At 45.3% G+C, this 16784-nt stretch carries 17 protein-coding genes; 8 read left to right on the top strand and 9 right to left on the bottom strand.

The window, feature by feature from the left end; translation table 11 throughout:
- Nucleotides 1–84: 84 nt before the first annotated feature.
- From P5674_RS02845 to P5674_RS02855, 3 genes are all read left to right on the top strand, one after another.
- Nucleotides 85–864: a pentapeptide repeat-containing protein gene (locus P5674_RS02845; protein WP_006619601.1), complete on the top strand. Its 780-nt coding sequence runs from the start codon at nt 85–87 to the stop codon at nt 862–864.
- 138 nt (nt 865–1002) lie between these two features.
- A complete protein-coding gene (locus P5674_RS02850) occupies nt 1003–1392 on the top strand; it encodes a hypothetical protein (protein WP_006623114.1) in 390 nt (129 codons plus the stop codon).
- Between the two features lie 75 nt (nt 1393–1467).
- Nucleotides 1468–2637 carry an FtsW/RodA/SpoVE family cell cycle protein gene (locus P5674_RS02855; RefSeq protein WP_006623115.1) on the top strand — a complete coding sequence of 390 codons (1170 nt, stop codon included), beginning with the start codon at nt 1468–1470 and terminating at the stop codon, nt 2635–2637.
- A 200-nt stretch (nt 2638–2837) separates the two neighbouring features.
- Here P5674_RS02855 and P5674_RS02860 read toward each other — a convergent pair whose 3' ends face one another.
- The 3 genes from P5674_RS02860 to pyrE all read right to left on the bottom strand — a co-directional run bounded on the left by P5674_RS02860 (nt 2838) and on the right by pyrE (nt 6197).
- Nucleotides 2838–4337, bottom strand: coding sequence for an ATP-binding protein (locus P5674_RS02860; RefSeq protein ID WP_006668362.1), 1500 nt, complete (start codon nt 4335–4337; stop codon nt 2838–2840).
- A 546-nt stretch (nt 4338–4883) separates the two neighbouring features.
- A complete protein-coding gene (locus P5674_RS02865; RefSeq protein ID WP_006623117.1) occupies nt 4884–5207 on the bottom strand; it encodes a hypothetical protein in 324 nt (107 codons plus the stop codon).
- Nucleotides 5208–5570: 363 nt separating this feature from the next.
- Complete coding sequence (gene pyrE / locus P5674_RS02870) at nt 5571–6197, bottom strand: orotate phosphoribosyltransferase (RefSeq protein WP_006623118.1); 627 nt, start codon at nt 6195–6197, stop codon at nt 5571–5573.
- Between the two features lie 98 nt (nt 6198–6295).
- Between pyrE and P5674_RS02875 the strand changes: the two genes are divergently transcribed.
- Nucleotides 6296–6730 (top strand): hypothetical protein, encoded by a 435-nt coding sequence (locus tag P5674_RS02875; RefSeq protein ID WP_006623119.1) that lies wholly within the window; start codon nt 6296–6298, stop codon nt 6728–6730.
- A 64-nt stretch (nt 6731–6794) separates the two neighbouring features.
- On the opposite strand, the gene ctpC is transcribed toward P5674_RS02875, so the two are convergent.
- Complete coding sequence (gene ctpC, locus P5674_RS02880) at nt 6795–8078, bottom strand: carboxyl-terminal processing protease CtpC (protein ID WP_046318625.1); 1284 nt, start codon at nt 8076–8078, stop codon at nt 6795–6797.
- Nucleotides 8079–8220: 142 nt separating this feature from the next.
- Nucleotides 8221–9438 carry a (E)-4-hydroxy-3-methylbut-2-enyl-diphosphate synthase gene (gene ispG, locus P5674_RS02885; protein ID WP_006623121.1) on the bottom strand — a complete coding sequence of 406 codons (1218 nt, stop codon included), beginning with the start codon at nt 9436–9438 and terminating at the stop codon, nt 8221–8223.
- 176 nt (nt 9439–9614) lie between these two features.
- On the opposite strand from ispG, the gene P5674_RS02890 reads away from it, so the two are divergent.
- Nucleotides 9615–10418 carry an alpha/beta hydrolase gene (locus P5674_RS02890; RefSeq protein ID WP_006623123.1) on the top strand — a complete coding sequence of 268 codons (804 nt, stop codon included), beginning with the start codon at nt 9615–9617 and terminating at the stop codon, nt 10416–10418.
- Between the two features lie 33 nt (nt 10419–10451).
- Here P5674_RS02890 and P5674_RS02895 read toward each other — a convergent pair whose 3' ends face one another.
- From P5674_RS02895 to P5674_RS02910, 4 genes are all read right to left on the bottom strand, one after another.
- Complete coding sequence (locus P5674_RS02895) at nt 10452–11219, bottom strand: pentapeptide repeat-containing protein (RefSeq protein WP_006623124.1); 768 nt, start codon at nt 11217–11219, stop codon at nt 10452–10454.
- Between the two features lie 35 nt (nt 11220–11254).
- Entirely contained in the window at nt 11255–12310 is a 1056-nt protein-coding gene (locus tag P5674_RS02900) for a pentapeptide repeat-containing protein (protein ID WP_315669784.1), read from the bottom strand.
- Between the two features lie 21 nt (nt 12311–12331).
- Nucleotides 12332–13828 carry a serine hydrolase gene (locus tag P5674_RS02905; RefSeq protein ID WP_014274356.1) on the bottom strand — a complete coding sequence of 499 codons (1497 nt, stop codon included), beginning with the start codon at nt 13826–13828 and terminating at the stop codon, nt 12332–12334.
- Between the two features lie 137 nt (nt 13829–13965).
- The gene (locus tag P5674_RS02910) at nt 13966–14733 is read right to left on the bottom strand and encodes an RNA methyltransferase (RefSeq protein ID WP_006619588.1); all 768 of its coding nucleotides are present in this window, start codon (nt 14731–14733) and stop codon (nt 13966–13968) included.
- Nucleotides 14734–14780: 47 nt separating this feature from the next.
- On the opposite strand from P5674_RS02910, the gene P5674_RS02915 reads away from it, so the two are divergent.
- From P5674_RS02915 to P5674_RS02925, 3 genes are all read left to right on the top strand, one after another.
- Nucleotides 14781–14933 (top strand): DUF2256 domain-containing protein, encoded by a 153-nt coding sequence (locus P5674_RS02915; RefSeq protein ID WP_315669785.1) that lies wholly within the window; start codon nt 14781–14783, stop codon nt 14931–14933.
- Nucleotides 14934–14963: 30 nt separating this feature from the next.
- Nucleotides 14964–15908, top strand: a complete 945-nt coding sequence (locus P5674_RS02920; protein WP_006619586.1) for an isoaspartyl peptidase/L-asparaginase — start codon at nt 14964–14966, stop codon at nt 15906–15908.
- A gap of 479 nt (nt 15909–16387) precedes the next feature.
- The gene (locus P5674_RS02925; RefSeq protein ID WP_006619585.1) at nt 16388–16777 is read left to right on the top strand and encodes a response regulator; all 390 of its coding nucleotides are present in this window, start codon (nt 16388–16390) and stop codon (nt 16775–16777) included.
- Nucleotides 16778–16784 lie beyond the last annotated feature (7 nt).

The raw sequence follows: 16784 nt of genomic DNA on the forward strand, positions 1-16784 counted from the left end.
ATCGTAGCATTGTCAGGCAATAGCCGGATAAATGTCGCGTAAATGTATCAGTAATGTTATACCGTTTCGGATCAGGAGAATTTAATGAGACTCAAGATTCAGGCTGTAATCATGATGATCGCGCCATTGGGATTTATCACTGGTGCGATCGCCGCTGACTCTGATGACTTACAGAGGCTTATAACTACTAATCAGTGTCCTGGCTGTGATCTGCGGGAAGCGGACTTGTCAAGGGCTCAACTGTCTGGGGCTAATCTTTTTCAAGCCGATCTGGGCGGCGCTATCCTCCGACAAGCAGATTTACGCAGTGCTAATCTGCAAGAGGCTAATCTGTATAATGCCGACTTGGGGGGTGCGAGTTTAGCTGCTAGTAATTTGTTTAAGGCTAATCTCCACCATGCGAACCTACAAAGGGCTGATTTGCGTGAAGCCGATCTCGGTCAGGCTATGCTGGGTCGTGTAGACTTGCGGCGGGCTGATCTTAGGGATGCTAATCTATTTCAGGCTAACCTCGGTCAGGCTTATCTGGAAGAGTCCGATTTGATGAATAGCAATCTCCAAAGGGCTTTTTTATTTAGGGCTAATCTGGAACGTGCTAATCTGACCGGGGCTAATTTGCTGGGAGCAGATCTGCGGAGTGCTAATTTTTCTGATGCCGATCTCACTGGTGCCAGTCTGGTGGGTGCGGCTTTGAATGATACTAATATCAATCGTGCCCAACTGTCTAATACAAACTTGTCTGGTGCTTTGTTACAGGGAACAACTCTCGGTCCGCTCGTGTGCATTATTGATCAATCTGTTAATTGTGCCGCTCCCCCTGCGCCACCACCTCCCTTGCTTCCGGCAGATTTTTGGGACGATTAATCTCCTGAGATAGGGGTTTTTGAGTTTTTATCTGGCGATCGCTTTTCAGAATCGGGTAATGTGAGTATACTAAATGTGGGGTCTAAAAATCCCCATATCCTCTAAACTCGCTAAACCTAGGGTTAGCTTCTAAACATCATGAGTGCCCAACCTCTATTAAAGTTTGAAGTCCAGACAGCTGCTCAATTGGCAGAAGATCTGCGATCGGCGACAACCTGGCGTGAAGTTGAGGCACTCACCCAAAACTATTCCCATTGGAAACGTGAAGCCTGGAAGTTACTCTCTGAAGCTGAACAGGAGCGGATTAAATATCTTAAACATTGGCAGGATCACCCAGTAGCCCAAAAGTTTCCCCCCGGTTCTCTGGTGCAACGCATCAATAGCAGCACAGAGAGGGTGGGTAAGGTCGTTAACTACTGGAGTGCATACGGTGTCGATTATGTAACTTTTCAGGTGGAGCAGGATATTGATTGGTGTCGGGCTAGTTTTCTGCAATTGGTGAACCCAGAAAAATCAACCGCCTATTAGGGTAAATTGCCACTCAACCGGATTTTATCTAAGCTACAATAGCCCAAATCCCCTGCTGATCTAAATTTATCCTGAATGCGCTTACGCTATCTTATTCCCTTTTTCGATCCTAGTTCCCAGAATTGGGCAACAGAACCTCGCCTGCTGCGCTGGTTAACCTTTGTGTGGCTATTTGTCGGTCTCGTGGCGATGTTTTCTGCTTCCTATCCTAGTGCATTAGCTGAACATGGGGATGGTTTGTACTACTTCAAACGCCAGCTCACATGGATGTTAGTGGGGATGGTAGGATTTAACGTGATTGTTAATACCCCTGTGCGGGTCGCGTTACGGACTGCTCAGTGGGGATTATTCGCGGTGATGGGGTTATTGTTTCTTACTATAGTCCCCGGTTTGGGAACTACTATCAACGGGGCGACTCGATGGCTGTCACTAGGCCCAATTCTCATTCAGCCTTCGGAATTAATGAAGCCATTTCTGATACTACAAGCGGCGCGGTTTTTTCCCCGCTGGGAGCGGTTGAGTTGGCGATCGCGACTAACCTGGTTAGGGATTTTTCTGCTAATTTTGTTGCTCATTTTAGCCCAACCCAACCTCAGCACCACCGCTCTTTGTGGTATGACATTATGGTTAATCGCCCTCGCCGCCGGACTTCCTTTTTTGTATTTGGGCGGTACTGCTGTTGGTGGGTTAATCTTGGCTACTATTAGTATTAGCCTACGAGAATACCAAAGGAAGCGGGTTCTCTCGTTTATGAATCCCTGGGCTGATCCCGTTAATGATGGCTACCAATTAATTCAGAGTCTACTAGCTGTCGGTTCTGGCGGTCTTTGGGGCGCTGGTTTGGGATTATCTCAACAAAAGTTATTTTATCTGCCGATTCAGTATAGCGATTTTATTTTTGCCGTTTATGCCGAAGAGTTTGGCTTTGTTGGCGGGGTGCTGCTTTTGTTGATGCTAGTCGCTTATGGGACTCTTGCCCTGAGAGTCGCTCAATTAGCCAATAATATTGAACATCAACTGGTAGCGATCGGAGCCATGGTCGTCATGGTGGGACAGTCTTTGCTGAATATTGGGGTAGCTACTGGGGTACTACCAACTACTGGTTTGCCTTTACCCTTATTTAGTTATGGTGGAAGTTCCATGATTGCTAGTTTAGCAATATCTGCTTTATTGATTCGGGTAGCCCGCGAAAGCAGTGAAGCACAGGTTATTCCCATCAGGCCTCTTGCTCAAAACAGGGGTTGACAAGTAGCGCGGGATGATGCTATGTTATCCACGTAATGTCTATTTTATGATTTCTCTGTTTGCATTAATAAAAAAAAATTAAAAAAGTCCCATTATTTAAATACTACCATAGGTCAGCAACAAAAGCAACCCTCCCGAAACCCAATCGCGGGTGGGGAGTGATTTATTTACAAAACTTAACATAACTAATTAATTTTTAACTATTTGACTGTTGAGATGGGGGAATTAGACAAAAAATCAGGACATTGTGGGTTTAAGGGAAGTTTGATCCAAAACTCGGTTCCTTTGCCAATTTCTGACTCGCACCAAATTTCCCCACAGTGGCGGGAGACGATAATTTCACGACTTATATATAACCCTAAACCCGTACCTTTACCGATTTCTTTGGTGGTAAAAAATTGCTCAAAAATTTGGTTTTTCGTGGTTAGGTTGATACCCTTAGCATTATCGGCAACCATGATCGTGATCTGTTCTGAATTAGCCAGGGTTTTAATTGTAATTAACGGCTGAGACTGTTGGTTGTTGTGTGTCCAGTCCCCTACTTCATCTAAGGCATCAATGGCATTGCTGATCAAATTCATAAACACCTGATTCAGTTGACCTGGGTAGCAGAGGATTGACGGTAGTTTCCCATAGTCTCGAATCACTTGAATCGGCGGACGTGATGGTGTGGCTTGTAAGCGGTTTTTCAAGATGAGTAAGGTTCCCTCTAAACCTTCTTCCAGATTGACTTTTAGCATTTGGTCGCTGTCTTTGCGGGAGAAGTTACGCAGCGATCGCACAATTTGAAAGAGTCGATCTGAACCCAATTTCAGGCTAGATATAACTGTCAAAAAATCCGTCTCTAAAAACTCTAAATCTATGGAATCTATGTATTCTTGAATGCGCGGATCGGTCGGGGAATAAATATCTTGATAAAGCCGAGTGAGTTCTAGTAGGTCTTTGCTATAGTTTTCCACATGGGCTAAATTATGAAATATCGAGTTAACGGGGTTATTGATTTCGTGGGCTAAACTAGCCATCATTTGCCCCAATGATGCCATTTTTTCCGATTGAAAAAGCTGTGAATGGGTGTGTTTAAGTTCCTCTAAAGTTTGCTCTAGTTGCTGTGCTTGAGCTTGAGCGATCGCGGCGGCGGAACAGGCTTGTTGATAAAGTTGAATTTGGGTCTGTTCAAGATCTAGTTGTTCGATTTCACTTTCCCGTTGATATTGCGCTACTACAGCATCAAGAATAGATAGCAATTCATTGGGGGCAATATTGGTAATATAGTCAAGGTGAGGATGGCTCGGTGTTAAGTCAGAGTCCGCAGTTGTGGCTAAAGTTCTGACTGCTAAAATATACTCGCGGATGCGTTTATCTAAATTTAGCGGCTCTCGGAAATACATCGATCGCACTATAGCCGAAGGAGATGTTAATAAATTCATCTCACTATCACCGTAGAGTAAACCTTTATGCGATCGCTCCATCAGAGTAATATCTTTAATCAAAGTTTCCCGAATCACCTCCCTTTCGGCTGGGTCAGAAGTAGTAACTAACTTGAGGCTAAAAAAAGCTGTTCTCTGGGAAAGCATCCGCTGACGACCACTGACATTCACCACCGCCGCATTCACCTTCCGGGTGGTGTTAATTTCTTGCAGGTCAAAATAACTCTCAAATTGTTTCATTAATATAAGCAGGGATAGATTTACTGATTTCATCTTTCCACCCTCCTGGCGACTCTCCCTATACCTGTACTCAGGAAATCGCCAATGACAGGAAAAGAGGGGCAGAATTTTTCTGGCATCCTGGTTTCTCCTAAATTAGTTTAGTGTGCAGGTTTTTTTGATGGGAAACTTGCCCAACCCACTCCCACTTATGGGGCAATGTTAGCTTTCAGAAAATGTTATTTTATCTGGTTACCTCAGAAACACTAGCTTCACCCTGTATACTTGTTTAACTACTGACGACAGAGCCAGGAACTAGCTACCTATTCGGTGGGTGTCCTGACTCAAACAACCTTAATGGTTATTTGACAATCAGAGTTTTTTATTTAGTATCTCAAGTTACAGATTATCAAATTATTTAAAATTCACGACTAGACCATAGCACAAAAATCGGCTTTTGTTTGTGAAAAAAAAAGTTAAATTTTTCGACCATTACAGAGCAGTTCAGCAGAAGATAGCCTAGTAGGAGCTAGGTTCAACATAACTTGACAGTTTCAGCCAGCCCCTACATTTACCTAAAGCCTGGTGGCAGAATAATGATTATTTTTTAAGATCACGAGCCATGTTACGGAACATATCCAAACTGGAGTCAGCACGACGACGATCGCTTTTCACCTCTGGTGCTGGAGATTCAGTAGCTTTAGGCTGGGTCATTTCCATCGCTGGTTTAGCGGTAGCTTTAGGAGCCTCGAAAGGTTTTCCTCCCGACATTTTAGGGAAAGACTTTTTAACTTCTAAAGGCTTACGCATATACTCAATATCGCCTAAACTCTTGGCGCTATCGGGATCAAGATAGAAAGAACTTCCTTGAGTTTTTGTTGTTTCTGATTTGCGACCAAATAAGCCTCTAATAAATCCTGACATAGTTTTTTCCTAGGTGGGGTGTTGGGTATATGTTAAATTTTATCAAAAATTGTGTTGATTATGATAATTTTTTACGGATTTCTCAATGCACGCTCATCAATGCCCACTTTATGTAAAGTTTGGTGAAAAAAAATTTAAGAAATATTACAAAAAAAATTTTTTGCTCTGGGGTGGTGGCTTTCCTGGCTGATTTGTGGTATTATTTTTAACAATGGAAATGTTGACATTTTTTTGGTAATTGAATAGATTACCATTATTTAAATACATATCTGTAGCTTACCATTAATTACCCCCACTTGTCAACCCTGGGGCGGGGCGTTTTTTTTAAATTGATGAAAAAATCAACTTAGTTAACAGGAGAATTTAATGATCCAAGTTTAGAGTCTGATAACGAGTTTGTAGTTGATTAATGCTGTAGAGGGACTCCAAATTAAGGCCAGCATTTTGATAAAGTTCAGCCCCCCCTTGATGGCGATCGACTAAAGCGATAACCTTATCAACGCTGTATCCAGCATCAGTAAGGCGTTGTACAGCTTTGAGGGCAGATTGTCCAGTAGTGACAACATCTTCGAGAACTACGACGTTAGCGCCGGGGGATAGTTCGGGTCCTTCGATGTAGGCTTTAGTTCCGTGTCCCTTAGCTTCTTTTCGGATAATGAGGGCGGGTATAGGTCGATTTTCGTAGACAGAAACGACACTAACGGAGGAAACCATAGGATCAGCACCGAGGGTAAGCCCGGCGACTGCTTCTGTTTCCAGGGGAAGTAATGGTAAAATCAGGCGAGCGATCGCCACCGACCCAGCGGGATGTAATGTGACCTGTTTACAATTAATATAGTAGGAACTCTGCTGACCAGAGGAGAGAACAAAATCCCCTTCTTGATAAGCGAGTTGACACAAAAGGTCAAGTAGCCACGATCGCAGGGTATCTAAAGCTGCACAAGAGGCATTGAGATCGCAAAGAGCAGGGATTTCTGAAGGGTTAGTCATAAAGGAGGGAAAAGGTAGGAAACAAATCTGTAATCACTCCATCTGATCGTACACTGGGAGAGACCATCTGATCAAACAGATTCACCAAGGTTAATGCCATGAACAGAATTTTATTACAGAGTATCAGTGGAGTGTTAGGGGTAGCGATCGCCTCATTCGTGTGGGTTGAGGGAGTTGTGGCGCAACCGAGAACCCGTTTCCAGCCTTTTGCGGAAGACTTTAACCAGGCGGCGACCCGCAGTTCTGGGGATGCTTTTAAAAATCAATCCCTGATGGGTCAACTTTCGGTATTCTTCGGGTTAAGCTATCCCTGGCCGGGTGCTATTAATGGTTTTCCTGAAAGTTTGATTGCTGATGATGCCAGACGAGTGAATCAACTGTATAGAGAGAGAATGCTCCAGCAGACCCTAAGCGGTCCGACTATCCGCACTGCCGATCTAGCGAACCCATACAACACCTCAATTTTGACTCAACCTTCTGTGATCAACGAGTTGTCTAACGACACTCCGGGGGGATTTTTGTTTAATCCCTAATGGGAGCGAGTCCAGTTTTTGATCAGGTGCGTCATCAAAGGTTAATGACGCACCTGCAAAGGGACTACTGAGAAACAGCTTGATTGTTTTGTTGAGATGCGATTTTCTGAGTCAAAACTTCCAAGGCTTTGCCATATTGAGGATCATCAAGAGTGCCAATTTTGTCGCGGTTTTCGCGGAGGATATCTCGCTGTTGTTCGGTGAGTTCAACGATCACATCAGGCTTAATTCCCTCATGATTAATGTCACGACCATTAGGGGTAAAATATTTAGCGATCGTGACCGCCAAACCGGAACCGCGACCCACGCCACGAACGGACTGAACTAGACCCTTACCAAAAGTGTTAGTTCCGACCAAAACGGCGCGGTTGTTATCTTGTAGAGCGCCGGATAGAATTTCACTAGCACTAGCGGAACCGCCATCAACAAGAATCACCATAGGCTTATCAGTGAGGGCGCGATTATTAGCGCGTTGTCGATCCATTTCTCCCTGACGATTAACGGTAGAGACTATATCGCCTTCTGTTAGCCACATACGGGCGATTTCAATACTAGCATAGAGCAGACCGCCAGGATTAGAGCGTAAATCGAGAATATAACCTGAAACATTCTGTTGTTCGAGGTTAGTGATCGCCTGTCGCATTTCCTCGGCAGCATTAGCACTAAAATTGTTCAGACGAATATAGCCGATATCGCCGACGGGGGAAGGTTTCTTAGAGTAGCGTACCGGGTGAATTTCAATCTGAGCGCGGGTAATATTAAACTCAATTTCCCTTGGACCGCGCAAAATAGTCAACTTAACCTGAGTCCCAATTGGTCCACGAATCAAATTGACAGCTTCATTGAGCTCCATTCCCTCAGTGCTGCGGCCATCAATTTTAGTAATAATATCCTGAGCCTGAACCCCAGCATCAAAAGCGGGAGAGTCCTCAATAGGGGAAATAACGACGAGTTTATTGGTTTCCTCATCTTGGGTAAGTTGGATACCAACCCCGGTCAGTTCTCCCTGAGTATCAATTTGCATATTTCTGAACTCTTCGGGGTTCATGAAGCGGGTATAAGGGTCATCGAGTTTAGCCAACATTTCGCGGATAGCTTCATAAGCCTGTTGATCATTAGTATATTCTCGGCTTAGAAACTCATTACGAAGTTCCCTCCAATCTACCTGGTTAAAGGTACCGTCAACGTAACTTCTATCAATAATTTGCCATACTTCATCAATTAGTTCCTTCGGGCTTTCCCGAAAGGATGCTTGGCCGGAAAGGTGTATACCAGCGCCCGCAACAGCAACAGCGGTCAGCATAACTGCTGTTGCGCCTATAACAAGCCCACTTTTTGATATAATCATTTATCTGCTGAACCGGAAGAGAATACTAAGAGCTATTAACAGCATACTAGCACATCAGATCTGGCGATCGCGGAGGTTGACCAAAAGCCCAATTGTGACCGGGACTCCCCCACCCCCATCAGAGGTGGGGTCAGCTTGATTTTTATGGCTCTACCCAGCGTCCATCTGCTTTGATGAGATTAATTAATTCTTCGACACCTTGATCTTCGGGAACTTTTTTAATTTCTTCCCGACCCCGATATAGGGAAATATAGCCAGGTTGTTTTCCTACATAACCATAGTCAGCATCTGCCATTTCTCCAGGTCCGTTAACAATACAACCCATAACAGCAATATCTAGTCCAGTCAGGTGTTTAGTTGCTTCTCGGACTTTGTGGAGAACTTCTTCGAGGTTAAAGAGTGTGCGACCACAGGAGGGACAGGCGACATATTCTACCATAGTTTTCCGCAGTCCTAGGGATTGCAGAATGCTATAGCAAACAGGAATTTCCTTTTCTGGGGCTTCTGTGAGGGAAACCCGAATGGTGTCACCAATACCATCTGCTAAGAGGGTAGCAATACCAGCGGTGGATTTAATGCGGCCATATTCTCCATCTCCGGCTTCGGTAACTCCCAAGTGTAGGGGATAGTCCATCCCTAGGTCATCCATGCGTTTAGCCATGAGGCGATAGGCTGCTAACATGACGGGGACGCGGGAGGCTTTTAGGGATATCACTAAGTTCTGAAAGTCTAGGGATTCACAGATGCGGATAAATTCCAGGGCTGATTCTACCATACCTTCGGGGGTGTCGCCGTAGGTAAATAGCATTCTTTCGGCTAGGGAACCATGATTAACGCCGATACGCATGGCTTTACCCTGGTCACGGAGGGAGATAACTAGGGGTTTGAGGGTTTCGCGGATTTTCTCGCCGATTTCTTGAAATTCAGTGTCTGTGTATTCGCTACGATCGCCTTTAGGTTTCTCGAAGACGTATAATCCGGGGTTAATCCGCACTTTATCGACGTGCTTGGCGACTTCTAGGGCAATTTTCATGCCGTTGTGGTGAACATCTGCGACTAGGGGGACGGGTTGATAGGTGGCGGCGAGTTTTTGTTTGATTTCGCCTACGGCTTTGGCGTGTCCGACGCTGGGAACTGTGACGCGGACGATTTCACAACCCATTTCATGCAGCCGACGAATGGAGGCGACGGAACCTTCTATGTCCATGGTATCTTCGTTAATCATGGACTGAACTACGACGGGGTATCCTCCGCCAATGGTGATGTTTCCGACCCGGACTGGACGGGTTTGGCGACGGTGAATTACTGTGTCAACGGAGGGCTGACTAGCGGTCGGAGTGGTTATGGGTAGGGTTTGCATGATCTGAATTTGATAATTGCTTAGTTTTAAGAGTGGGTTCTCAAAATTCAATAGGTGTCTATATTAAAGATAGATTGCCACAAATTGGGGACTTGTGGTTGATCCGATCGCTTAAATTGTTTAAATTGTCACGAATACGGGTAGCGATCGCTTGATTGTAGATTAGATAATTGGCTATGAGTGAACATCTGCGCTATTTTTCGGGTTTTGAGTCTTTAGCAGTCGAGTGGACAGACAAAATCTGGTCAAGGGGTGTACCCTTTTGGTTGCGGGCTGAACCTAAATCCAATCGGGTGGTTTTGTGTTTACATGGGTTTACCGCCACTCCTTTTGAGGTGAGACCAGTAGCGCAAGCCTGTCTAAGTCGGGGGCTTGATGGAGTGGGGCCTTTATTGCCTGGTCATGGTTTTCAAGAATTAGCAGACCAGAAGTTATTTTTTCCCAAAATGACGGCGGAAGGAATGTTATCTGCTGTGCGTCGGGAGTTGGAATTAGCCCGATCGCATTATGAATTTGTAGGTATTTTTGGGCATTCTATGGGAGGTGCGATCGCTTTAAAAATGGCGGCGGAGGGGCGAGTAGATGCCTGTGCGGTCACTGCACCAGCGTTAAAATTACCGCCTCGGGCTGTGATTTTATTGGCTTTATTTGGTTGGGCGAATATTTCTATCCCCACTCAACCCAAGCCTTTTGATAACCCCGTTTATTTATTTGATAATTCTCGGGCGGGGCGGGCGCTGCAACAACTAGCCAGGATAGCCCGATCAGATTTATCTTCAATTACTTGTCCGGTGTTAGCTATTCATTCCCATAGGGATTATTTAGTCAGTCCGGTGGTAATTAATTGGATGGAAAAACAACTACCAAACAATTTAGATGTCCGTTGGTTTGACCAGTCGGGTCATGTCATGATTTTAGATGTTAATGGGGAGGAAATTAGCCAGGCGATCGCCGATTTTTTTAGCCATAGGAGTATCTAAAATTTTCCCCCAGGGCGCGATCGCCCTAATTTTTCACTCTTCAAAAATTGCCCCTCGTTTAATCAAATCTTGTTTAACTTCCTCAGACAGTCCCGAATCATGCCATAATCTAGCTTGTTTAACAATAGCCCCCGTAAAGTCCGCCCCTTTCAAATTAGTAAGGGCTAACCCAGCTTGGTGCAAATCAGCATTTTTGAGGATAGCATTATGGAGGTTAGCATCACTCAGATTACAGTTATTTAGATTAGCCTCTGTCAAATTCGCGCCGCACAGGTCTGCGCCGCTGAGACTAGCCAAAGCCAGACTCGCCCTATGTAGATCTGCGCCACTCAAATTAGCATCACTCAACAGCGCCCCACTGAGATCTGCACCACTAAGGTTAGCAAAACGCAGGTCAGCACTACTAAGATCTGCATCACTTAAATCAACTCCCCGCAGGTAAGTATTTTGTAAGTTAGCGCCACTGAGATCAAGGTTACTGAGATGTGTTCCCAGGAGTCTTGCGCCCACAAAATCTTCCGATATTTTCAATTCTGCTAAGGTGGCTAACTCGAGAAAATTATCAGTTTTAGCATCAACTACGGTCTGAATAATGCCCTGTAATTGGGCAAAATTCCAGCCTTGGGCTACAGCTTTTTTAGTCAAGGCTTGTAATTCTTCTAAAGTCTGATGCTGTTGCGCCACAGGAGAGGGTTCTGATTCTAATTCTTGCGATCGCAACCAGATGGCAAATTTACGCTCTAGGATCGCCAATTTATTGGGGCTAATATTTTGCGGCCAAAGTCCTTCAACACCAGTCATAATTCAAGAGAGTTTAGAGGAGATTCATTCAACTTTTAACTGTCTCCAAAAATTGCGCCTTTTCGTTGCAATTCAGGTTGCAGTCGCCGAGAAATACCGATCGCCTCAGTAAATTCGACATTTTCCACCATGATATCAGCTAATTCCGCGCGGCTGAAATCTGTTTTCTGGAGGTTAGCTCCTGTCAAGTTTACCCCACTAAGGTCCGCATAGGTAAAATTAGCACTCTGCAAATTAGCATTACTGAGGTTAGCGCGGGGGAGATAGGCGCTAGTGAGATCAGCTTGGGTCAGGTTAGCATTACTGAGTTTAGCGCGGGGGAGTTTAGTTCGTAGATCGGCTTGAGAGAGGTTAGCCTCTTGTAAATTAGCATCTCGGAGGTTAGCGTTGCAGAGGATAGCGTTACTGAGGTTAGCTCCCTGTAGATTAGCATTGCTGAGGTCAGCCAGGGTCAAGTTGGCATTAGTGAGGTTAGCCTGGGCTAAGTTAGCGCCGCGCAAGTTAGCATTACTTAGGTCAACCCCGGTTAAATCCTGCCCATAAAGGTCTTCTGTGAGGCTTAAACCCACCTGTTCGAGAATTTGGGTAAATTCTTCCATCCCGACTACTCCAAGCCACTGATGGGCAATTTCCCATTGTTGGAGGCGACAGTCATTGACTTGTTGAGGGTCTGGGATATGTTCCCAGGTGAGTCGGAGGCGCTGTAGGGCGTTGATTTTCTGGGTACGATCGCCCATTTGATTAGCAATTTCCAACTGTTTTTGATAGCAGGCGATCGCTTTTGGTAACTCATCAGTAGCATGATAAGCTATTCCCAGGTTAGTCAGGGCGTTAAGCTGTCCTGATATATCCCCAATATCTTCAGCGATACGGAGGTGAGTTTGATAGCAGGTAATGGCTTCTTGAGAATTAGACAAAGCAGCATAAGCTATACCCAAATTACCCCAAGTAGCGCCTTCCCGTTGGCGATCGCCCAATTTTTGATAGATAGCCAGGGCTTCGCGCCACAATTCCAAAGCCGCCGGAATATCACCTTGATGATATTGAGAAACCCCTTGTTTAAATAATTGATTAGCCTGGTAGTCCGTCATATTTTACCCTATTTCAACAGCCTAATTTTCTGGTAATTCTGGAGTGACGGTTTCCGATGTTTTAGCCAGCATATACTCATAGACTTGTCTGGACATTTTTTGAATCATTGATTCAGCGGCTTGGTTGCCATTAGTTCTTTCTGCTAAAATAGCTAAAATGTAGCGTTTACCATTGGGCATATCCACTATACCCACATCAGCTAACATAATGTTTAGGGTTCCGGTTTTGTGGGCGACCACCGCCCCATTACCGACCCCGCTAGGTAACAGGTGATTATTTTCAGTTTCTGTCATAATTCGCAAGAGGCGATCGCGTGATGTCATTGACAGTAAACCCCCTTGGTGAATTTGACTAAAAAGATTAACCATATCCCTAGGGGTAGTTTTATTAGTCCCTTCAATATCAGGTAAAGGGTTACGCGCCATAGTATCTGTCAGACCCCAACTGCGGAACCTTTGATTAAGAACCTGAAACCCTCCCAGGCGATCTATAATCATATTAGTCGCCGTATTATCACTAATTGTCATCATTTTAGTAGCAGTTTCTAAGGCTGTATATTCAGTCCCAGGGGGCTGATATTGCATAATCCCCGCTTCTCCCACCTGGTGATTTTCCGTCATTACCAGCATTTCATCTAGGCGAATTTCTCCAGCATCAACAGCTTGAAAAAACGCCACTAAAATCGGCACCTTAATCGTACTAGCTGCCGGAACTATAGACTGTTCTCTTAAACCGACATATCCGCCAGTATTCAGGTCTAAAAACATCAAAGCCGGGCTAACATCAGGGGATGTAGCCGCCACAGATTCCAGTTGATTTTTTAAGTCTTTGATTTCGCGGTTTAGTTGCAGAGATAGCGGCAAAATCCTAGTAGATATTGGGCTGTTAATCCTAGTTTCCTGTGTTTCCAAATTCTCAATAGAACTAGCGTCAGCGGTAGCACGCCCCAAGGAGTTGAGAATTGAGAGGACTGTTCCTGAAATTACCCCAATACCAATGCCTAAAATCAGCAAACGGGTTCCATAAACTATAGGAGAGACACGACGACGGGTACGCCTTACCACCCGCTTTTTAACAGGGGTAAGGGGTTGCATGGTCGGCTGAAGATTCGGATATGGTTGGGGAGTGATAGACCTATTTAAGGGGACTATGTTAGATGGTTTTCTGCTACTAACTCCCTGACGCGGTGTAGGTTTTCCCCGACGGCGTTTTTTAGAGTTTGGTGGTGGTAGCTGAGGTGTCTGTTTCCGGTTTCTGGTAATGGGGGGTTTTTGTCGGAGTTGATCTAACACGGGGTCTAAATATGCTGTTTCAGGGATATGTATGGGGGGAATTTGACCGGGTTGGGAACGGTTGGGGGATACAGGTCTCCGTGAGGATGATCGTGATTGAGAAGTGGGACTAGGGGAACGGCCACGACGCTGATCACGAGATTGAGGGCCTTTCGACTTCTGGGACTTAGCCCCCCATTGGGAAAAAAAGGATAAAAATGAGCGACGGGGATATCGGTGAGCCACACCTAACACCTAAAAATCATCAAAGAGAACAATAGACTATGGAAATTTCACCGGAGACGGTTATTAATTGTTACCCACTATCGCGCTTCTTAGGAATGGACAGTTGAGCCTGAGAATCAACGATATTGAGATTAGCATTAACTGGGCGGATGTTGCTTAACAGTTAATGCCCATTCTACCTGAGAGATAACTCCCCGTAGCATAGCAACTTCTGTACTAGATGGCTGGGCGCGGTTAAATAAATGCCTAAATTTTTCCATACGACTGCTGACGGTGTGGGGGTATACATAACCGATTTTGAGTAGGAGGGTTTCTAGTTGTTGATAGTATCCTTCGAGTTGGTCGAGGGTGGCTGATAATGGTTCTGATGGTTCTGGGGTGGGTAATGTACTGCTATCGATGAGGGTTTGAGCGCTTAGTGAGAGTTCGTAACAGCAGACGGCTACGGCTTGGGCTAAATTTAGGGATTCATAGGCGCTGCTGCTGGGAATGCGAACTATCCTTTGAGCATAGTTTAGTTCTGTATTGCTCAAGCCACGATCTTCGGGACCGAAAATGAGGGCGGCGGGGCTCTGGAGTAGCCAGGGGAGGGTGGTTCTGGGGTGTTCGAGGGTTCTGTCAAAACTACGATCGCGAGCGGTGGTGGCGATCGCCTTTTGGCATCCGATTAAGGCTTGGGGTAAACTGTCTACTATCTGGGCTGATTCTAAAACATCTTGGGCATGAACTGCCATAGTTTTAGCTTCGCAACTCATGGGGTCACAGTGGGGGCTTACGAGTACCATTTGGGTTAACCCCATGTTTTTCATGACCCTGGCGATCGACCCCACATTTAAGGCTCCCGCCGGCTCAACTAATACAATCCTAATTGTAGTTAATGCGGTTTCCCACTGAGTCTCTAGCATTGTTATAATAACCGCTGATATAATAAGCGAGCGATCAATGTTCTAGTATGGCACGTCAGCGGGCTAAGTCAGACTTGCCTCAGAAAATTTGCCCAGTCTGCGATCGCCCTTTTGTTTGGCGCAAAAAGTGGGCTAACTGTTGGGATGAGGTTAAATACTGTTCCGAGCGTTGCCGTCGCCGACGCAACGAACAGGATTAAAGGGGAAATATCCCCGTAAATTGTACAGCTATGGGTGTTAATGTGCAACCAAAACTAATCATACATGGTGGGGCGGGTAGTTCTCTCCAAGGAAAAGGAGGCGTGGAAACTGTTCGCAAATCTCTCTATCAGGTGATCAGGGAGGTTTATGGCTTACTCGAAAAGGGTACCACTGCTGAGGATGCGGTGATTCGTGGCTGTCAACTTCTCGAAGATGATCCCCTATTTAATGCTGGGGTGGGTTCGGTTTTGCAGTCTGACGGACAGATCCGCATGAGTGCGGCTTTGATGAATGGCAGTTTACAACGCTTTAGCGGGGTGATTAATGTCTCTAGGCTGAAAAACCCGATTGAGTTGGCTAAGTTTCTGCAAACCTCTCCCGATCGCGTTTTATCGGACTATGGGGCGGCGGAACTGTTGCGGGAGTTGAATATAGCGCCTTTTGACCCCCTAACCGATCGCCGTCTTTATGAGTGGATCGAAGACCGCAAGCAGGATTTTAACCGCAAAATGGCGAATGTGGTCGCCGAAACCTCTGATGATGAAGCTGGTCGCGGCACTATCGGGGTGGTGGCTTTAGACCAAAATGGTCGCCTCGCGGCGGGAACTTCTACTGGTGGTAAGGGGTTTGAACGCATTGGTCGGGTTAGTGATTCGGCTATGCCTGCTGGTAATTATGCCACAGCTCAGGCGGGGGTGAGTTGTACGGGTATCGGCGAGGATATTATTGATGAGTGTCTTGCGGCCAAAATTGTGATCCGCGTCGGAGATGGTTTGTCTTTGCGATCGGCTTTTGAACGTTCTTTTGTGGAGGCTAATGATCATCAGCGGGACTTGGGGGCGATCGGTTTGGATGCTTCCGGGGCGATCGCTTGGGGAAAAACTAGCGATGTGATTCTCGCCGCCTTCCATAATGGTCAAACTATGGGCGATAGTTTGGAAATGCTACCCGGAACTCAGGTGTTAGTGGCTTAGTTAGCCAAAATTCCGGCCACTTACCCTCCCCCAGTAGGGGGAGGTTTATTAATACTCCAGAAAACTTAATAATTTTTTTACTTTTGAGATAGTGTGATCTGACCTATGAACTTATATAGTTGTGTTAATTTTTTCAACATTTTTGTAGCAGTTTAACTGGTATAGAATATAATAAAAATTGCGTTCTATCCCAGAAAATTGCGGAAGGGGGAAAGATTTTTTCTCCCCGACAATCAACCAAAATTGAGGTAGAAAAATTGGACAATCAGTTGATTGGGGTTAATAGATAAGTTCAGAGGTGCGGTAGTGAGTTGATAACCCCATTAAATTGGTAGTCTGGGAGGGACGCTTTGTTAATCGGTACCACCACAGCCAGATTGATTGAAACCTAGGCTAAGGTTATGGGAAACCATTAGCGATCCATCAGTCAAAAGCTGTGGGACGAAACCCAGCGTATTAATCCTTAGGAGTCCATAAAAATGAGACGGATTCTAGTTGTAGATGATTCCGCAACCATGCGAAAAATGGTAATGGCATCTCTCAGGGATGTTAAAGATGTAGCTTTTAGCGAGGCAGGGAATGGATTAGAAGCTATTGAACAATTAGAAATAGCGCCGTTTGACTTAATGATTTTAGACTTAAATATGCCAGATATGCACGGTCTGGAAGTCTTGCGATTTGTGCTAAATCACCCGCAATATAGGGAAACACCGATTGTAATTTTAACGACTAAAGGAGATGATGAAAGTCGAACTGAAGCGATAGCGGCGGGGGCGGCTTGCTATTTAACTAAACCATTTCATCCGAAATCGTTATCGGGGGAAATTGTCAATTTATTATCAGAGCCATGTTGGAGTAATGTCCATTAAGAGAGTA

The sequence above is a fragment of the Limnospira sp. PMC 289.06 genome, assembly GCF_032350395.1.
Taxonomy (GTDB): domain Bacteria; phylum Cyanobacteriota; class Cyanobacteriia; order Cyanobacteriales; family Microcoleaceae; genus Limnospira; species Limnospira platensis.